A 17,805-nucleotide genomic window follows, 5' to 3' on the forward strand; every position below is an offset into this window, starting at 1 on the left:
CCGGTTCAGCGGCGCTCGACGATCACCGGTGCGAGTTGGAGGCCGTTGCGTGCCCGTTCGGCGACGTCGCGTGCCATTTCGCGTGAGGAGTACGGGCCGGCCTGCAAGCGATGCGTGCCGCGCTCGCTGAACACATTGAGCGAGCCTGCCATCGACGGGAGGTCGCGTGCCACTTGCTGCTGGAAGCGCGCCGCGCCGTCGCGCTGGCTGAAGGCGCCCAACTGCACCCAGAAACCGGGCGGTGGCGTCGTGGCCATGCCTTCTGGCGTTTGCGACGGCAAGGGCAAGTGCAGGAAGACCGGGGCCGGTGGCGACACTGCCGCGGGTCGCGCCTCGCGCTCCAGCGGTGGGAGGGCCCCGAGTTCTCTCATCTCCGCGGGCGGCGTGGTCGCCACAGGCGTGGTGAGCGCGGTGGGAACCGCCACGCTTTCAGGGGCGGGCGAAGCGGGCGGCGCAGGCATCGGCACGCGCGACGCCAGCACGGTGCCGGCCGCATCGTCGCGTCGCCACGCGCCGGTACGGATGTCCTCGTTGGTGATGCGCTCGATCTCCACAGGCGCCACGCCCCGCAGCAGGTCGAGCTTGAGCGCCGCCGTGTAGCTCAGGTCGATGATCCGATCCTCGCGAAAAGGGCCGCGGTCATTTACCCGCACGATCACCTCCCGCCCGTTGGCCGGGTTGCGTACGCGCACATAACTCGGCAGCGGCAAGGTCTTGTGGGCCGCTGTCATCGCATACATGTCGTAGGGCTCTCCGCTCGCGGTGGACTGGTTGTGGAACTTGCGGCCATACCAGGACGCCAGGCCCGTCTCGCGCAGCGGCCGATCGTCGACGATCGGCACATAGGAGCGGCCGAGCACCACATAGGGCTTGCTGGTGCCTCCGCTGCTGCGGATGGGTTCGATCCGGGGTTCCGCGTCGGGCACCTGGGCGAGCCCTGCGGGCGGGTTCGCATCGGCGCCATCCCGTCCGAAGCCGGAGGAACCGCCGCGCGGCCCGCTCGCGCAGCCGGCCAGGAAAAGAAGTGTCGCGCTCGCGATGATCGCGAGCATGCGTTGACCGGCGCGTGGCGGCTTAGCCAAACACCGCCTTCCACAGGGCCAGCATCGCTTCGCGCTCGGGCGCCAGCGCGGTCACCGGAACCTGCGTGGGTTCCTCGTTGAGCCGCGCCCGGTGCTGCACGCGCCGCAATTCGCGGTAGGCGGAGGCGGCATTGCGGCCAATGCCCTCGGGCAAGAGACCCGCTTGCTCGGCGCGCAGCAGCAGCGCGATGTTTCCGACGTTGGGGACCAGCTCCGGATGATCCTTCGCCGAGGACAGCACGAGGAACTGCACAGCGAATTCCGCGTCGACCATGCCGCCCGGGCTGTGCTTGACATCGAAACGGTCGGGCTTGACCGGCCGGGCGGCGCGCACCTTGTCCCGCATCGCGACGATCTCCGCCTTCAGCGCGTCGCGGTCGCGCGGGGCGGTGATCACGGCCTCGCGGATACGGTCGAAGCGCTCGCCGAGCGGTCTGTCGCCCAGCACAAAGCGTGCACGCGTCATGGCCTGATGCTCCCAGGTCCACGCCGTGTTGCTTCCCCGCCCCAACTGGTATTTCTCGTAGGCGTCGAAACTGGTCGTGAGCATGCCCGAGTTGCCATTGGGCCGCAGGGCGGTGTCGATCTCGAACAGATCGCCCTCGCGCGTCTTCACCGTGAGCCAATTGATCAGCTTGCGAACGAAAGTCGCATACACCTCCGGAGCGCGTTCGTCGTCATCGTCGTAGACGAACACGATGTCGAGATCGCTGCCATAACCCAGCTCCTTTCCGCCGAGCTTGCCGTAGCCGATGATCGCGAACTGCGGCACTTCGCGGTGCGGATTGCGCACGTGGGGCCAGCACCACTGCGCGGTCACGCGCAAGACCGAATCCGCCAGCGCGCTCAGGTCGTCGGCCACCTGCTCGACCGTGATGCGGCCCTCGACATCGCGTGCCAAAGTCCGGAAGGCTTCCGCATGATGGGCATGGCGCAGCAGGTTGAGGAGACGCTCCTCGTCGGCCTCGCCCGTGCGGGTCAGCGACACGTGGCGGTTCTGCAACTCGCCTTCGAACTCGGAGGCGATGAAGCGGCCGGACAGCATCTCGTCACTGGCAAGCTCGTCGATCACGCCCGGATGCTGCATCAGGTAACGCGCGGGCCATCTGGCGGCGCCCAGCAGGCGCAGCAGGCGCTCCTGTACCGCGGGGCGCTCGACCAGGAGCGCAATGTAGCTCTCGCGGCGCAGCAGCGGTTCGATCCAGTCGGCCCAGCGCATCGCGGCATCGACGTGGTGGCCGATCTGCCCCTGCGCCTCGCCGTCGGGCTCGCGCAGCCATTGGCCGGTGCGCCGCACCAGCTGGCGCAGGCGCGCCCGCGTTTCGTCGCGCAAGGCCAGCACGCGCGGGTTCTCGCACCAGTTGCGGATGCGCTCGCCGAAGGCCGGTGGCAGTTCGGCGATCAGGTCGCTCAGGTCGGGCGGCGTCGCTGCTTCGCTGCCGTTGCAACGCTTGCAGGGCTTCTTGTCGCCCAGCAGCTTGTCGAATTCCTGCGCCACGAATTCGCGATGCGCATCGAGCTGCTCGAGGAAGAGGCAGCAATTGGCATAGCCCATCGACACCGCGATCCAGCGTAGATCGTCGTCATTGACCGGCAGCACATGGGTCTGCTGGTCGTCGAGGTACTGGATGCGGTGCTCGACGCGGCGCAGGAAATCGTAGGCCGTGGCCAGCGCATCGGCCGTCTCCTGCGGCATCAGGTTGGCCCGCGCCAGGCGTTGCAGCGCATCGAGCGTGGGCCGGGTGCGCAACTCGGGAAACTGGCCGCCTCGCACCACCTGCAGCAATTGCACGGTGAACTCGATCTCGCGAATGCCGCCGCGCGACAGCTTGACGTCGTTCGCGCGCTCGGGTCGCCCGGCGCTGCGCCGCGCGGCCTGTTCCCGGATCTGCCGATGCAGCGTTCGCAGCGAGTCGAACACGCTGTAGTCGAGGTAACGCCGGAACACGAAGGGCAGCACCACGCCCCGCAGGCCTTGGGCCGAGCGGTCGGTCACAACCGCCTTGGGTGCCACCACACGGCTCTTCAGCCAGGCGAAGCGTTCCCACTCGCGGCCCTGCACCTGGAAATATTCTTCAAGCGCGTCGAGCGAGACCACGCTCGGCCCCGAGTTGCCATTGGGGCGCAGCGCGAGGTCGACGCGAAACACGAAGCCGTGCTCGGTGATATCGCCCACCAGCGCATAGATGCGCTTGACGGCACGCGAGAAGTACTCCTGGTTCGACAGCCGCGAAAGTCCCTGGGCGTTGCCGGCCGTCTCGCCGTCGTGGTCATAGAGGTAGATCAGGTCGATGTCGCTCGACACGTTGAGTTCGCGCGCGCCGAGCTTGCCCATGCCGACGACCCAGAACTGCGATCGTTGCCCTTCGGGGCCGAGGGGTATTCCATGCGCGGACTCGAGTTCAGCGAACGCGTCCTGGCAGGCGACGTCCAGTGCGAATTCGGCAAGTTCGGTGACTGCGGTGGTGACCACCGCCAACGGCGCCTCCTGGTCGCAGTCGAGCGCGACGAGGCGCTCCATCACCAGATGCCGCGTCGTGCGCAGCGCGTCGGCCACGCTCTCTCCGCGGGCGCGCAGCGCGTCGAAGGCCTGGGCCATGCCGTCGCGCAACGGCGCACCCGGCGGCAGCAGCGCGAGGTCGCCAGCATAGCGGCGCCGCACTCGTTGCACGAAGCGCGAATAGCCCGACAAGCGCGTTGCGGAAAGGGACGCGGGCGACGGCTCCAGAGCGGTGACGTCGACTCCGGCGGCCCCTGGTTTCTGGCTGGCGGTCATAATTCCTGACACAGCGCGATCCTCAATGAACGACACGACGTTTTCCCCCTCACGTCTGCTCAAGATCACCGCTGCGACGGCGCGCTGGTTGTTGGGTTTGCTGATCGGTGCATGGCTCCTGCTGGCGCTGTCAGTCCTAGTCCTACACATCTGGATTGTGCCGCGAATCGGCGACTACCGTGGCGCGCTCGAAGCGCAGGCCAGCCGCGTCATTGGCGTGCCCGTCAGCATCGGGTCGATCACCGCGCGCGGAGGCAGTCTCTTTCCCGGCTTCGAACTGCGCGACGTCGCGCTGCACGACGCCCTGAACAATGAGGCGCTTCACCTCGCGCGCGTGGTGGCGAGCGTGTCGCCGCGTTCCGTCTGGCGCCTGAGCTTCGAGCAGATCTACATCGAAGGACCGCAGCTCGACGTGCGGCGTGACGCGCTCGGCAAGATCCACGTGGCTGGCCTGGACATGTCCACCGAGACGAGCGATGGTGGCGCCGACTGGTTCTTCGCCCAGCGCGAGTTCGTGATCCAGGGTGGGACCGTGCGCTGGACCGACGAGCTGCGCGGCGCCGAGCCCCTGGTCTTGACCGGCGTCCAGTTCGTCGCTCGCAACGGCGGCGGGCGCCACGCCCTGCGGCTCGACGCCACGCCGCCCTCGGAGTGGGGCGAGCGCTTCAGCTTGCGGGGCCGCTTCCACCAGCCGCTGCTGTCGATGCGCAGCGGCAATTGGCAGAGCTGGGACGGCGAGGCCTATGCGGACCTCCCGCACATCGACGTCACGCGGCTGGGCCGCTATCTGGATATCGACGCGCGCATCCGTGAAGGCGATGGCGCGTTGCGCCTCTGGGCCGATATCAAGGACGGCAAGCCGATCGGCGGGGCTGCCGATCTCGCACTGGCGCGCATCGACACCTCCCTGGACCCGGCGCTGAAGCCGCTGGTGCTGCGCGACGTCACGGGGCGTCTTGCCGGCAAGTTGACGGGGCAAACCCTGGAGTTCTCCACCGCCGCGCTGCAGTTCAGCACCGCCGAGGGCATGCGCTGGCCCGGCGGCAATCTCTGGTTCCAGCACACTCCCGCCGCAGGGGCGACCCCCGAACGTGGCGCGTTGCGCGCCGACCGCCTCGATCTGGCGGCGTTGGCGTTGATCGGAGACCGCCTGCCCATCGGCGACGCGACACGCAAGCTGATCGAGAGCTACGAGCCGCGAGGCCTGGTCGAGCGCATCGACGCCAACTGGCAGGGCCCGCTCGACGCCCCCGACAAATACCAGGCGCGTGGCCGAGCGACCGCTCTGAGCGTAGCCTCGCAGCCAAGCCAGCTCGCCTCGGCGCCCATCGGAACACCCGGCATGCGGGGCGTCACGCTCGACTTCGACGCCAGCCAGGCCGGTGGCTCCGCCACGCTCTCGATCGCCGACGGCGGGCTCGATCTGCCGGGCATCTTCGAGGATCCGTTCGTTTCCATCGACCAGCTGTCCACGCAGCTCCAGTGGAAGATCGACGGAAGCATTACACAGCTGCAACTCTCGAACCTGCACTTCTCCAACGCCGATGCGGAAGGTGATGCGCAGGCCAGCTGGCGCACCAGCGACCCGGCTGTCTCGCGCGGGGGCTCGCGCTTTCCGGGCGTGCTCGACCTGCAGGGCAAGCTCAGCCGCGCCAATGGAACGCGCGTGTTCCGTTACCTGCCGCTTCACATTCCCAAGCAGACGCGCGACTACGTGCGCGACGCTGTCACCAAGGGCACCGCCAGCACGGTCGACTTCCGTGTCAGGGGTGACCTGCACGACATGCCCTTCAGCGATCCGCGGCAGGGCGATTTCCGCATCGCCGCGAAAGTGGCGGACGTCACCTACGCCTATGCACCGCCCGTGGCCGGGTCGACGAAGGTCTGGCCGCCGCTCAGTGGTCTTTCAGGCGAACTCATCTTCGAACGCGACGGCATGCAGGTGCGCAATGCGCGCGGGCGCCTGGTCGGCCCTTCCGGCATCGAGGTCACCAAGGCCGAAGCCCAGATCCCGGACCTTGCGCACCACGCGCTCGTGAAAGTCGATGCCCAGGCCAAGGGTCCACTCGGCGAGCTGCTGCGCGTCGGGGCGCCGCTGGCCGGCGAGGCCGGCTCGGCACTGGCGGGTATGCGCGCGACCGGCAATGCCGACTATCGGCTGCATCTGGAACTGCCGCTCGAAGCCCTGGAAAAGTCCAAGGTACAGGCCAGCATCGCGCTGGCCGACAACGAGATCCAGCTCGCGCCCGAAGCGCCCTCGGTGAGCCAGGCGCGCGGCACGCTGGGTTTCACGGAAACTGACTTCACGCTCACGGGCGTGCAGGCCCGTGCGCTCGGCGGCACCGTGCGCATCGAGGGCGGAGGCCGCTTCGCCGGCGCCGCTCAGGACCTCAGCATCCGCGCGCAGGGCACCGCCAGCGCCGAGGGCCTGCGCGCAGCGCGCGGGATCGACTGGCTTCCGCGTCTCGCCAAGAACGCGAGCGGAAGCACCGCCTACGCGGCCACTTTCGCCGTTCGCGATGGAGCCTCCGAGTTCCTGCTCACCAGCAGCCTGCAGGGCCTCGCGCTGCAACTTCCGCCCCCGCTGGCCAAGACGACGGACGAATCCATGCCGCTTCGCATCGAGAAGAAGATCGTGCTGCGCGAAGCAGCCAAGTCCGCCGCCGGCGCCGCCACCGTGCACGATCAGATCTCGATCGATCTCGGCCGCGTGGGGTCGGCGTCCTATGTGCGCGACGTTTCCGGCAACGATGCCCGGGTGCTGCGCGGCAGCATCGGCGTCGGCCTGGCGGCGGACCAGGCCGGCGGGATGCCGGAGCGGGGTGTGCTCGCCAATATCCAGCTCGCGCGGCTCGATCTGCCGGCCTGGCAGCAGATATTCAGCGAAACCACAGGCAAGGCGCCGGAGGCGGTCGTCAACACGGGCAGCGCCGACGACGCGCTTTCCTATCTCCCGACCGCGATTGCCGTGCGTGCGCAAGAGCTCACCGTGGGCGGCCGCACGCTGCACGACGTGGTGCTGGGCGGCAGCCGCGACGGAACGTTGTGGCGAGCGAACATCGATGCGCGCGAGCTTAGCGGCTATGCGGAATACCGGCATGCGCAGGCCGGGCGCCTCTACGCCCGTCTTGCGCGGCTCACCATCGAGCGCAGCGAAGCCAAACAGGTCGAATCTCTACTCGACGAGCAGCCCGATACCCTGCCCGCGCTCGACATCGTGGTCGACGACTTCGAACTGCTGGGCCACCGGCTCGGCCGCGCCGAGATCGATGCCGTGAATCGAGGCGGCGCCGGGCGCGAGTGGCAGCTCAACAAGCTCGCGTTCACCAACCCCGATGCCACCTTCACCGCGCAGGGTGGCTGGGCGGCGCCCGCCGCCGGCGGTGCGCGCGGGCAGGCGCGCCGTACCACCATGGACTTCAAGCTCGAGATCGCCGATGCTGGCGGTCTGCTCAACCGCTTCGGCATGAAGGAAGTCGTGCGACGGGGCCGCGGTCGTCTCGATGGGCAGGTTCAATGGATCGGCTCGCCGCTCTCGCTCGACTACCCCAGCCTCGGCGGACAATTGCAGGTCGACGTCGAGACCGGGCAGTTCCTCAAGGCCGACCCGGGCATCGCCAAGCTGCTCGGCGTGCTCAGTCTCCAGGCGCTGCCACGCCGCCTCACGCTCGATTTTCGCGATGTGTTCAGCCAGGGCTTCGCCTTCGACTTCGTGCGTGGCGACGCGAAGATCAGCCAGGGCGTCGCGATCACCAACAACCTCCAGATGAAGGGTGTCAATGCGGCCGTGCTGATGGACGGCTCCGCCGACCTCGCGCACGAGACCCAGAACCTGCGCGTGGTCGTGGTGCCCGAGATCAACGCCGGCACCGCCGCGCTGGTCGCCACGGCCATCAACCCCGCCGTCGGGCTGGGCACCTTCCTTGCGCAGATGATCCTGAGCAGGCCGCTCATCGCCGCCGCCACGCAGGAGTTTCATATCGAAGGCACGTGGACCGACCCCAAGATCGTCAAGGCGCCGCGTCGGCCAGTGCCCGAAGCCCTGAGCACGCCCCCCGGGCGGTAACAGAAAGGAGATCTGATCCATGAAAGTCGCAGCGATCCAGATGGTGTCCGCGATCTCGCGCGAGGCGAACCTGGAAGACGCGTATGCGCTTCTGCGCGAGGCCGCCGCCGCGGGCGCCGAACTCGCCGTGCTGCCCGAATACTTCTGCCTGATGGGCGCGCACGATACCGACAAGATCGCGCTGCGCGAGACGCCCGCCGCGGGCGCAGTGCAGGGCTTCCTAGCCGATGCCGCGCGCGAATTCCGCCTGTGGATCGTCGGCGGCACGCTGCCGCTGGAGACCGAGGACACGAGCCACGTATTCAACAGCTCGCTTGCCTATGCACCGGACGGCAGCTGCGTCGCGCGCTACGACAAGATCCATCTCTTTTACTTCGACAACGGCCGCGAGCGCTACGACGAACGTCGCGTGATCGCTCCCGGCGTCGAGCCCGTGAGCTTCGAATTGCCTTCGCGCGATGGCCACCGCTGGCGCGTCGGCATGAGCGTGTGCTACGACCTGCGCTTCCCCGAGCTCTATCGCGCGCTCGCGCGCCAGGGCGCGGATCTGCTGCTGGTGCCGAGCGCCTTCACGCACACCACCGGCGCGGCTCACTGGGAAGTGCTTCTGCGCGCCCGCGCCATCGAGAATCTCGCCTGGGTGGTCGCGCCTGCCCAGGGTGGCTTGCACGAGAACGGGCGCCGAACCTGGGGCCAGTCGATGGTCGTCGATCCATGGGGAACAGTGGTCGCGCAGCAGGCCGAGGGCCCCGCCGTCGTTCTCTTCGACATCGATGCCCCGCGGGTCGAACGCGCCCGTGCCCAACTGCCGGTGCTCTCGCACCGCGTGCTCTAAGCCCGTGTCCTCGCTCGCCTCGCCCCCCCACCGCGCGCCGCTGTTCATCGCGTTTGCGCGCCTGCGCTCGCTGTGGCAGCGCTGGTTCCTCTGGGTGCTGATGGCCATCCTGGTCCTTGCCCTGCTCGTCACCGTCGTCTGGCTTGCCGGGCGGCACGAGGTCGAGCAGGCGCAGACGGCACTCGACCGCGACACCGCCGACGCGGTGTCCGACCTTCGCAGCGGCCTCCAGCGCAATGTGCAGACCCTGCGTGCATCGCTGCCGGGCGGTGCGAAGCGCGAGGAGTGGCCGATGCTGGCCGGAGCATTGATGCGCGAACACCGCGAGTGGCTGCGCCTCGAGCGGCGCGATGGCGCCCTGCGCCCGCTCGACGCGGTCGATACGCCCTACCGCCGCCGCGTGTTCGACGAGCAGGACCGCGGGGCCGACCAGCCCGACGTGGCCCTGGCGTGCACCGCTGCGCGCAAGCTTGGCGCGGCGGCCTATTCGCCGAGCCACTATGTCCCCTACGCCCCAAGCAGTGGTCTCGAGGTCATGGAGATGTGCCTGCCGGTCGAGACGGGCGGCTACCTGGTGGCCACCTATTCGCTGCGCGACACGCTGACAGAAATGGTCGCGCCCACGCTGACGCGCGGTCAGGAAGTCGCCTTCACCGAGGCCGACGGCACGCGGCTTGTCGCCGTCGGCGTGCCGCGCCGCATGGGCAGCCGCGTGTTCAGCTCGCAGCAGCTCATCGACCTTCCCGGCGCCGCCGTGATGCTGCGCGTCGATGGCTGGCGCGCAGCGCCCGACCTCTTTCCCAATTTCCTGACCGCACTCGTCACGGCCATCTCGATTGCCCTGGTCTCCGTGCTCGTGCTGCTGGCGCGCGACACGCGCCGGCGCCTGCGCGCCGAGCGCGACCTGGCCGATGCGCTCGCATTCCGCAAGGCCATGGAGGACTCCGTCATCACAGGCCTGCGGGCGCGCGACCTGCAGGGCCGCATCACCTACGTGAACCCGGCCTTCTGCGAGATGGTGGGCTTCAGCGCCGATGAGCTCATGAACAGCGATGTCGAGGCGCCGTACTGGCCGACCGAACTCGCGCACGAGTACCAGCGGCGCCAGGCGGTGCGACTGGCGGGCGGCATGCCGCCGCGCGAGGGCTTTGAATCGGTCTTCATGCGCAAGGACGGCAGTCGCTTCCCGGTGCTGATCTTCGAGGCCCCGCTGATCAACGCCCATCGGGCCCAGACCGGCTGGATGAGCGCCTTCGTCGACATCAGCGAGCAGAGGCGGGTCGAGGAGCTTTCGCGCGCCACCCAGGAGCGATTGCAGGCCAGTGCCCGACTCGCGACCGTGGGCGAAATGGCTTCCCTGCTGAGTCACGAACTCACGCAGCCGCTGGCTGCCATCGCCAGCTACGCGAACGGTTCGCTCAATCTGCTGAGCGGCGGCGACGTGCGCCACGGCGATCACGACGAAATCGCGATGGCGGTTCGCCGCATCGCCGAGCAGGCCGACCGCGCCGGCCAGGTCATCCGCAGCGTTCACGACTTCGTGCGCCGGCGCGACCGCACACGCGAGCCGGTCGCGCCGCAGGCCTTGTTCGATGCCGTGCTTCCGCTGGTTCAGCTGCAGGCGCGCAAGCTGGGCGTGCGGGTGGAGCTCGCCCTGGAAGAGCGCCTGCCTTCGGTGTTGTGCGATCGCACGCTGGTCGAGCAGGTGCTGCTGAACCTGGCGCGCAACGCCATGCAGGCGATGGACATGCCGGGCCTGGCCGATCGTGTCCTGCGTCTGAAGGCGGCGCGCGTGCGTGTCGTGGGCGGTTCCGGCCTGGTGTCGGACGCGCGCCGTTGGCTCGAATTCTCGGTGGCCGATGTCGGCTGCGGCATCAGCGACGAGGTGGCCGAGCGCCTCTTCACCCCTTTCTTCACCACACGGTCCGACGGCATGGGGCTCGGCCTGAGCCTGTGTCGCACGGTTGTCGAACAGCACGGCGGCGTGCTGACTTACGAGCCGCAGCGCCCACGAGGCACCGTGTTTCGTTTCACCTTGCCGGCCGCCTGAGCCTGGTCCTGGAATCTCCCGCATGCAACCCCTGATTGACGCCCTGATCTTCATCGTCGACGACGACGCGAGCGTGCGCGAAGCGCTGGCCTGGCTGCTTCGCTCGCGCCGGCTCGTCAGCGAGCATTTCGAAAGCGCCGAGGCCTTCGAGCTGCGGCTGGCCGAACAGCCGCTGATCGATCAGCCGCACTGCATGCTGCTCGATGTGCGCATGCCCGGCACCAGCGGCCTCGTGCTCTTCGACCGCCTGGCGGAGCGGGGCCTGCTTGAAACCATGCCGGTGATCTTTCTGACGGGCCATGCCGACGTGCCGACGGCCGTCGACGCCGTCAAGCGCGGCGCCTTCGACTTCTGCGAGAAGCCGTTCTCCGACAACGCGCTGGTCGACCGCATCGAGCATGCGCTCGGCGCGTCGCTGCGCGCCATCGAGGCGCGGCGCGCGCGGCACATGCTCAAGCGCCGCATCGACGAACTCACGGACCGCGAGCGCGACGTGATGCAGCGCGTGGTCGAAGGCCTTCCCAACAAGCTGATCGCCGATGGGCTTTCGATCAGCGTGCGCACGGTGGAGGTCCACCGGGCGCGCGTGTTCGAGAAGATGGAGGTGAAGTCGGCGGTGGAGTTGGCGAACTTGCTGAGGAGCTTGTGAGCTCGTGCAGGGGTGCAAGGCACGCCCGCTACTTGAGCATGGCAATCAGGTCCGCCTGCTTGTGCACGCCTGCGCGTGCATAGATCGCCGCAATCTGGGTTCGCACGGCCACCACCGTGAGGCCCAGGGCTTGCGCGATGGCCTTGGGGCGCAGGCCGGCGGCGAGGTGGTACACGATGGCCTTTTGCCGCTGGGACAGCGTGTGGAGCAGGGCGGGGAGTTGTTCCGGCTCGGGCGAGAAATGACATAGGAGCAAGTCGTTGAGCACGGGAGCCATGAGACGCAGGGCTTCAAGATGCCATTCGCCCAGCGGCTCCTTGACCCCGGCGAAGCCGAAGTACGTTCCCGCAGTCGACTTGAGGTTGAGCACGCCGTGGATGGCGACGTTGCCCAGCCCGAACTGGGCGATTTCGTCGAGTTCGAAGTCGCTGGCATGGAACGGCGGGGCCTCCAGGTCGATGTAGAACGGTTGTCGGCTCGCCAGCCACCATTTGAGGGACCCGCGTTGCGCCAGCTCGAATGTGTTCCCTATCCGATGCAGGTAGGCCTCTTCATGGCCGCTCGCCAGCATGTGAGTGAGCTTCAGCTGGCCTGCGTCGAGTTCGCCATGGCCCAGGATGAAGCCCCGGTATGGGAAGAATCTTCGCAACGGGCCTTCGAGCCAGGGCAGGAGGTATTCCGACGAAAGAGGCCGATACCTGACGGCATCCAGCCATAGCCGCAGATCGGCTTGGGTGAGATGTGTCATCGGAGCCACGCCGCGGCACCGCGGTCGCCTTCATCGAAGCCCGGCGAGTGCGGGACGGACAAGTTGTTGCGCGTCTGGTCCTTGCCAAGGATGGCGACCGACAGGCGCCCCAGGTTGAAGTGCCTGACGATCGAATCCAGCGCGGCCAGCGCTGCGCGGGCCGAAAGCTTTGGCTCGCCGGGATGGTCCCGGTGATATGACATGGATTTCCTCTCCTAGCCCCCGCTTGATGTCGCGCGGTTGACGGGCGGGGCGGAGCTTAAGCGAAATCCATCCGGGCTGGCCGAATACGCCCCCTTTTCAGCTCAACCTTGCGGGCGCTCGCCCACGTAGATCTCGACGCGCCGGTTCTGTGCCCGGCCGGCGTCGGTGTTGTTGTCGGCGACCGGCTCGCGCGAGCCGCGGCCTTCGATGCGGAAGGCCGTGGCGCGCACGCCGCGAGCAATCAGGTAGTCGCGCGTGCTGGCCGCGCGCTCGATCGACAAGGGGTTGTTGATGGCATCCGTGCCCGTGCTGTCGGTGTGGCCGATGATGCGCACTTCAGCATTCGGGTTGTTGCGCAGGCCGCTCGCGAACTGGTCCAGCACAGGCGCGAAGTTGGACTTGATCGCTGCGCGGCCGACGTCGAAGGAGACGTCGCTCGGGATCGCGAGCTTGAGCTCGTTGTTCGCGGTCTGCGTCACGGAGACGCCCGTGCCTTGCGTGGCGGCCTCCATCTGGCGTTTCTGGTTCTCCATGCGCTGGGACCAGAGATAGCCGCCCAGGGCGCCCGCGGCCGCGCCCACCACGGCGCCGGTGCCCGCGCGTCCGCCCGTGCCCGAAGCAATCGCGGCTCCGCCCAGGGCGCCGATGCCCGCGCCGATGCCGGTATTGCGCTGTGTGTCGGTCATTCCTGCGCAGCCGGAGAGAACAAGTGCCGCGGCAGTGGCGGCGAGTACGAATCTTTTCATGTGAATTCCTTTCGACAGTTGGATCCAATGAGCGGCGATTATCCCGAGCGCGTGGCCTGCAAACCGACTTGACCTCGGTCACGCTATGTAAATCTTTTGGGCGCGCAAAGTCCGTGAAGCCCCATGATCACTGCATGCAGCGCTATCGAAGAGTGAGCAGGCGAGGCCTTTCCCGACGCGTCGTCGCGGCATCCAACTACAACGGATTCAGCGCCGCGGAGGCGGCTCCTTGGGCGGTGTCGGATGGTCGTCGGCATCGGGCGTGTCGCGTATTTCGCCCCCTTTCCGGCCGGAGAACATGGTCCACCAGACGATCAGGATGAACACGATTCCCGCGCCAAGCGCTTCAAGCAAAATCAAACCCATGACAAAAGGACTCCAGTGGCTGGTCGGGCTCGCCATCGTAGCAATGCTCGCCGGCTGCTCGTTCAGCACGAGGCTGCCGAATGAGGCGCCTCTCACCTCCACGCCCGGCCGGGCGCCGCCGCAGCGCGACCTGGGGCCGCTCACCGGGTCGCTCGCGCATCCCAAGAGCCGCTGGGTGCCGGTGCCCTGGTCGGAGTTGCCGGGCTTCAACGACGATGCGCTGGACGAAGGCTGGGCTGCCCTCATAGCCAACTGCGCTCGGCCCAACGCGGCCTTCGCGCCGCTGTGCCGCGAGGTGCGGCAACTAGCCATCGCCAGCGCCGACGAGCAGCGCGCCTGGATGCAGCAGCGCCTGCAGCCTTACCGTATCGAGGCGCTCGGCGGTCCGGTCGAGGGCAAGCTCACCAGCTATTACGAACCGGTGTTCGAAGCCACGCGCAGGCCGACCGCGACCAATACCGTGCCGCTCTACCAGACGCCCGCGGGCCTTGTCGCGCGCCGCCCCTGGTACACGCGCCAGGAGATCGACACCCTGCCTCAGGCGCAGGCCGCCTTGCGCGGGCGCGAGATCGCCTGGCTCGCCGATCCGATCGATGTGCTCATGCTGCACATCCAGGGTTCGGGGCGACTGCGCATCACCGAGGCCGACGGCTCCCAGCGCATGGTGCGCGTGTCGTTCGCCGCCACCAACGAGCAGCCATACCGTAGCGTGCAGCAATGGCTCCTGAATCAGGGCGCGACGAAGGTCAGCCTATGGCCCGAAGACACCAAGCAATGGGTCGCGCAGAACCCGCAGCGCCTCACGCAGCTCTTGTGGAGCAATCCCCGCTATGTGTTCTTCCGCGAAGAGCCGCTGAGCGAGGTCGACGCCGCCTTCGGGCCCGTTGGCGCGCAAGGCGTGCCTCTCACGGCCGGACGCTCCATCGCGGTCGACAAGGAGAGCATTCCCTACGGCACGCCTGTCTGGCTCGCCTCGCCCGGGCCCGCCCTGCCGCTGGCGAGGCTGGTGGTCGCGCAGGACACGGGCAGTGCCATCGTCGGTGCTGTACGGGCCGATTTCTTCGCCGGCACCGGTCCGGAAGCGGGCCGCCTGGCCGCGCGGCTGAACCAGCCGCTGCGGCTGTGGGCGCTCTGGCCCAAGTAGACCGGGTTTCTGAATATGCCAAGCATTTGATCGCTGACCAATAGCTGACTTTTGCGCGTCACATTGAACTTTTAGCGTAAGGGGGTGAGTTTTCAACAACCAGCCCCCCACTGAAAGAACCGCGCATGACCGCCAAGCACCGCAACGACATCGCTGCGATCGATCCCGATGACATCGGCTGCAACAAGACCTCCAATCCATCTTTCAGCGACCTGATCGCATCGCGCCTGAGTCGCCGCAATCTGCTCGGCCTGGGCGCCGGCACCGCCAGCGTCGCGCTGCTGCAGGCCTGCGGCGGCGGTGGCGACGGTGTCGTCGTCCCAGCTCCCGCGGCGGCCCCCGCGCCTGCGCCGGTGCCGGCTCCGGCGCCGCCGGCCGCCCCCAAGCTCGGATTCGCCGCCGTGGCGAAGAGCCTGGATGACGTGGTCGCCGTGCCTGCCGGGTACACGGCTACCGTGCTCTACCGCCTGGGCGACCCGATCGCCGCCGGCGTGCCCGCCTATGCAAATGACGGCACCGATGCGCCCTCGACCTACGACCGCCGCTCCGGTGACCACCACGACGGCATGAGCTTCTTCGGCATCGACGCCTCGAACAAGTGGGCTCCGGCCAACGCCTCGCGCGGCCTGCTCGTGATGAACCACGAAGCCATCACGCCGCTGTTCCTGCATCCCACCGGCCAGACCACCACAGGTAGTGGCAATGCCCAGGTGCGCACCGTCGCCGACGAGGTGCAGCGCGAATTCTTCCTGCACGGCGTGAGCGTGATCGAGGTGAACAGGAACGGCAATGCCTGGAGCTACAAGCAGGACAGCGGCTTCAATCGCCGCATTCACACGCTGACCCCGATGAACTTCTCGGGCCCCGCGGCGACGACAGACTACCTGAAGACGAAGTACTCGAGCGATGGCAGCAAGACGCGCGGCACGGTCAACAACTGCGCCAACGGCACCACGCCCTGGGGCACGTATCTCACCTGCGAGGAGAATTGGGCCGGCTACTTCCGTCGCATCACCGCGGTCGACAACCCGAAGCGCACGGCCAGGGAACTTGCCTCCTTCGCGCGCTACGGTGTCAACACCACGGGCCGTGAGCTGTGGGCGACCGTCACGCCCGACACGAGCGATGGCCTCTACGGCCGATGGAACACCGAGGCCCTGGGTGCCACCGCCACGGACGACTTCCGCAATGGCGCCAACACCTACGGCTGGGTGGTGGAAATCGACCCTTTCGACCCCGCCAGCACCCCGAAAAAGCGCACCGCCTTGGGCCGCTTCGGCCACGAAGGCGCCTGCCTTGGCCCCGTGGTGGTCGGCAAGCCGCTGGTCTGGTACATGGGCGACGACGCGCAGAACGAGTACATCTACAAGTTCGTTTCGACCAAGGTCTGGGATGCCGCGGACGTTGGCGGCGGCATTGCGGCCGGCGACAAGTACATGGACGACGGCAAGCTGTTCGTCGCCAGGTTCAATGCCGATGGCACCGGCAGCTGGCTCGAACTGAAGCTCGGTGTCAACGGCATCACCGCGGCGAACGCCGCCTACGCCTTCGCCGACACCGCGGACGTACTGGTCAATGCGCGTCTGGCCGCCGATGCGGCGGGCGCCACGAAGATGGACCGCCCCGAGTGGACGGCGGTGAATCCGACGAACGGCGAGGTCTACGTGACCCTCACCAACAATTCCGCGCGGCCGGTCGGCGGCACCGATGCGGCGAACCCGCGCTCATACAACGATCCCAAGGGCCCGACGCAGGTCGCCCAGAAGGGCAATCCGAACGGCCATATCGTGCGCTTCGCCGATGTGGGCGGCGACCCCGCGGCCGCCAGCTTCCGATGGGACTGCTATCTCTTCGGCGCGCGCTCGACGGCGGCGGCCGACGTCAACCTGTCGGGCCTCGGTGCCGACAACGACTTCTCCAGCCCCGACGGCATGTGGTTCAGCGCCGCGACGCCCGGCCTGCTGTGGCTGGAGACCGACGACGGCAAGTACACGGACGTCACCAACTGCATGCTGCTGGCGGCGCTTCCCGGCAAGGTCGGCGATGGCGCGGCGAAGTCGATCACCAATGTCGACGGCGCCACCACCGGCACGCAGGCGACCTATGTGGGCAAGGCGCCGGGCGCGGCCGGCCTGCGGCGCTTTCTGGTCGGTCCGAAGGACTGCGAGATCACCGGCATCGCCGAGTCGGGCGACGGCCGCGCGCTGTTCGTCAACATTCAGCATCCGGGTGAAACCACGCCGGCGGCCAACATCGGCAACCCGGCCCTGTTCGGCAGCCACTGGCCGCAGGGCGGCACGGCCCGCCCGCGCTCGGCCACGTTGGTGATCACCAGGGACGACGGGGGCCTGGTCGGTCTCTGAGCGACAGCAGGGTCAATGCCGCTGCGAACGGTGGAAGCTCAGGCCTTCGGCAGCGGCAGCGCCGTCTTGTATCGCACCTGCTTGAGCGCGAAGCTCGAGCGGATCTTCTCGATGCCCTCGATCGGCGTCAGCTGCTCGAGGATGAACTTCTCGAGTGCGCCAATGTCGGCGACCGCGACCCGGATCAGATAGTCGCTGTCGCCCGTCATGAGGTAGCACTCCATCACTTCGTCGTGCTCCGCGATGCGCTGCTCGAAATCGGCCAGCGACTGCTTGCTCTGCGTCTTCAGGCTGATCGAGATGAACACATTGAGCCCGAGCCCCAGCGCGGCGGCATCGACGAGCGCCACGTAACGCCGGATCACGCCGGTCGATTCCAGCGCTTTCACGCGCGCCAGGCAGGGCGACGGCGAGAGGTGCACCCGGCGCGCGAGTTCGACGTTCGACAGCGCGCCGTCGCGCTGCAGTTCATCGAGGATGCGCAGGTCGATGGTGTCCAGGTGCATGAAATGCTTCAGAATAGCCAAGGCGCGGCATTCTATGCTTTCATCGAGTCAACAGAGGCCGCGAAACAGCAACTCATTCCGCGGCCCGCAACCTAAATTGCGGTTCATGAACGCTCCGATTCCCTCCAGTCAATTGCGCGCCCTGTTCGACATGTCACCGCACGACCCCGATCCCGTCGAAACCGCCGAGTGGCGCGAGGCCTTCGTCGCGCTGGCCGAGGCGCATGGTCCGGAGCGGGCGCGCTGGATGCTCGACGAACTCGCACGCCT

The 17,805-nt window shown here is 67.8% G+C and carries 13 protein-coding genes; 6 read left to right on the forward strand and 7 right to left on the reverse strand.

From position 1 onward, the window contains the following. Positions 1 to 5 precede the first annotated feature (5 nt). Complete coding sequence (locus tag AC1DNF_RS28550; RefSeq protein WP_478152026.1) at positions 6 to 1,052, reverse strand: septal ring lytic transglycosylase RlpA family protein; 1,047 nt, start codon at positions 1,050 to 1,052, stop codon at positions 6 to 8. 22 nt (positions 1,053 to 1,074) lie between these two features. Then, the gene (glnE, locus tag AC1DNF_RS28555; RefSeq protein ID WP_478152038.1) at positions 1,075 to 3,858 is read right to left on the reverse strand and encodes a bifunctional [glutamate--ammonia ligase]-adenylyl-L-tyrosine phosphorylase/[glutamate--ammonia-ligase] adenylyltransferase; all 2,784 of its coding nucleotides are present in this window, start codon (positions 3,856 to 3,858) and stop codon (positions 1,075 to 1,077) included. 25 nt (positions 3,859 to 3,883) lie between these two features. Here glnE and AC1DNF_RS28560 point away from each other — a divergent pair, with 25 nt between their 5' ends. From AC1DNF_RS28560 to AC1DNF_RS28575, 4 genes are all read left to right on the forward strand, one after another. After that, positions 3,884 to 7,924 (forward strand): YhdP family protein, encoded by a 4,041-nt coding sequence (locus AC1DNF_RS28560; protein WP_478152027.1) that lies wholly within the window; start codon positions 3,884 to 3,886, stop codon positions 7,922 to 7,924. Between the two features lie 19 nt (positions 7,925 to 7,943). After that, positions 7,944 to 8,759 (forward strand): carbon-nitrogen hydrolase family protein, encoded by an 816-nt coding sequence (locus AC1DNF_RS28565; RefSeq protein WP_478152028.1) that lies wholly within the window; start codon positions 7,944 to 7,946, stop codon positions 8,757 to 8,759. A gap of 100 nt (positions 8,760 to 8,859) precedes the next feature. Beyond that, positions 8,860 to 10,809, forward strand: coding sequence for a two-component system sensor histidine kinase NtrB (locus tag AC1DNF_RS28570; protein WP_478152039.1), 1,950 nt, complete (start codon positions 8,860 to 8,862; stop codon positions 10,807 to 10,809). Between the two features lie 22 nt (positions 10,810 to 10,831). Next, a complete protein-coding gene (locus tag AC1DNF_RS28575; protein WP_478152029.1) occupies positions 10,832 to 11,458 on the forward strand; it encodes a response regulator transcription factor in 627 nt (208 codons plus the stop codon). 28 nt (positions 11,459 to 11,486) lie between these two features. On the opposite strand, the gene AC1DNF_RS28580 is transcribed toward AC1DNF_RS28575, so the two are convergent. The 4 genes from AC1DNF_RS28580 to AC1DNF_RS28595 form a co-directional block, all read right to left on the reverse strand. Next, positions 11,487 to 12,206 carry a helix-turn-helix transcriptional regulator gene (locus AC1DNF_RS28580; protein WP_478152030.1) on the reverse strand — a complete coding sequence of 240 codons (720 nt, stop codon included), beginning with the start codon at positions 12,204 to 12,206 and terminating at the stop codon, positions 11,487 to 11,489. After that, positions 12,203 to 12,409: a hypothetical protein gene (locus AC1DNF_RS28585; protein WP_478152031.1), complete on the reverse strand. Its 207-nt coding sequence runs from the start codon at positions 12,407 to 12,409 to the stop codon at positions 12,203 to 12,205. Before AC1DNF_RS28585 ends, AC1DNF_RS28580 begins: the two co-directional genes overlap by 4 nt. Before the next feature lie 102 nt (positions 12,410 to 12,511). Then, the gene (locus AC1DNF_RS28590) at positions 12,512 to 13,156 is read right to left on the reverse strand and encodes a YiaD family glycine zipper/OmpA-like lipoprotein (protein ID WP_478152032.1); all 645 of its coding nucleotides are present in this window, start codon (positions 13,154 to 13,156) and stop codon (positions 12,512 to 12,514) included. A 207-nt stretch (positions 13,157 to 13,363) separates the two neighbouring features. Then, complete coding sequence (locus AC1DNF_RS28595; RefSeq protein WP_478152033.1) at positions 13,364 to 13,522, reverse strand: hypothetical protein; 159 nt, start codon at positions 13,520 to 13,522, stop codon at positions 13,364 to 13,366. Between AC1DNF_RS28595 and mltA the strand changes: the two genes are divergently transcribed. Together mltA and AC1DNF_RS28605 are read left to right on the forward strand one after the other, a co-directional pair. Then, on the forward strand, positions 13,521 to 14,666 hold the full coding sequence (gene mltA, locus AC1DNF_RS28600) for a murein transglycosylase A (RefSeq protein ID WP_478152034.1): 1,146 nt from the start codon (positions 13,521 to 13,523) through the stop codon (positions 14,664 to 14,666). The genes AC1DNF_RS28595 and mltA overlap by 2 nt on opposite strands. 125 nt (positions 14,667 to 14,791) lie before the next feature. Continuing rightward, positions 14,792 to 17,029 (forward strand): PhoX family protein, encoded by a 2,238-nt coding sequence (locus AC1DNF_RS28605; RefSeq protein WP_478152035.1) that lies wholly within the window; start codon positions 14,792 to 14,794, stop codon positions 17,027 to 17,029. 38 nt (positions 17,030 to 17,067) lie between these two features. On the opposite strand, the gene AC1DNF_RS28610 is transcribed toward AC1DNF_RS28605, so the two are convergent. Then, positions 17,068 to 17,535, reverse strand: a complete 468-nt coding sequence (locus AC1DNF_RS28610; protein ID WP_478152036.1) for an Lrp/AsnC family transcriptional regulator — start codon at positions 17,533 to 17,535, stop codon at positions 17,068 to 17,070. Between the last annotated feature and the right edge of the window lie 270 nt (positions 17,536 to 17,805).

This window comes from Variovorax sp. 01T432 (genome assembly GCF_056398605.1).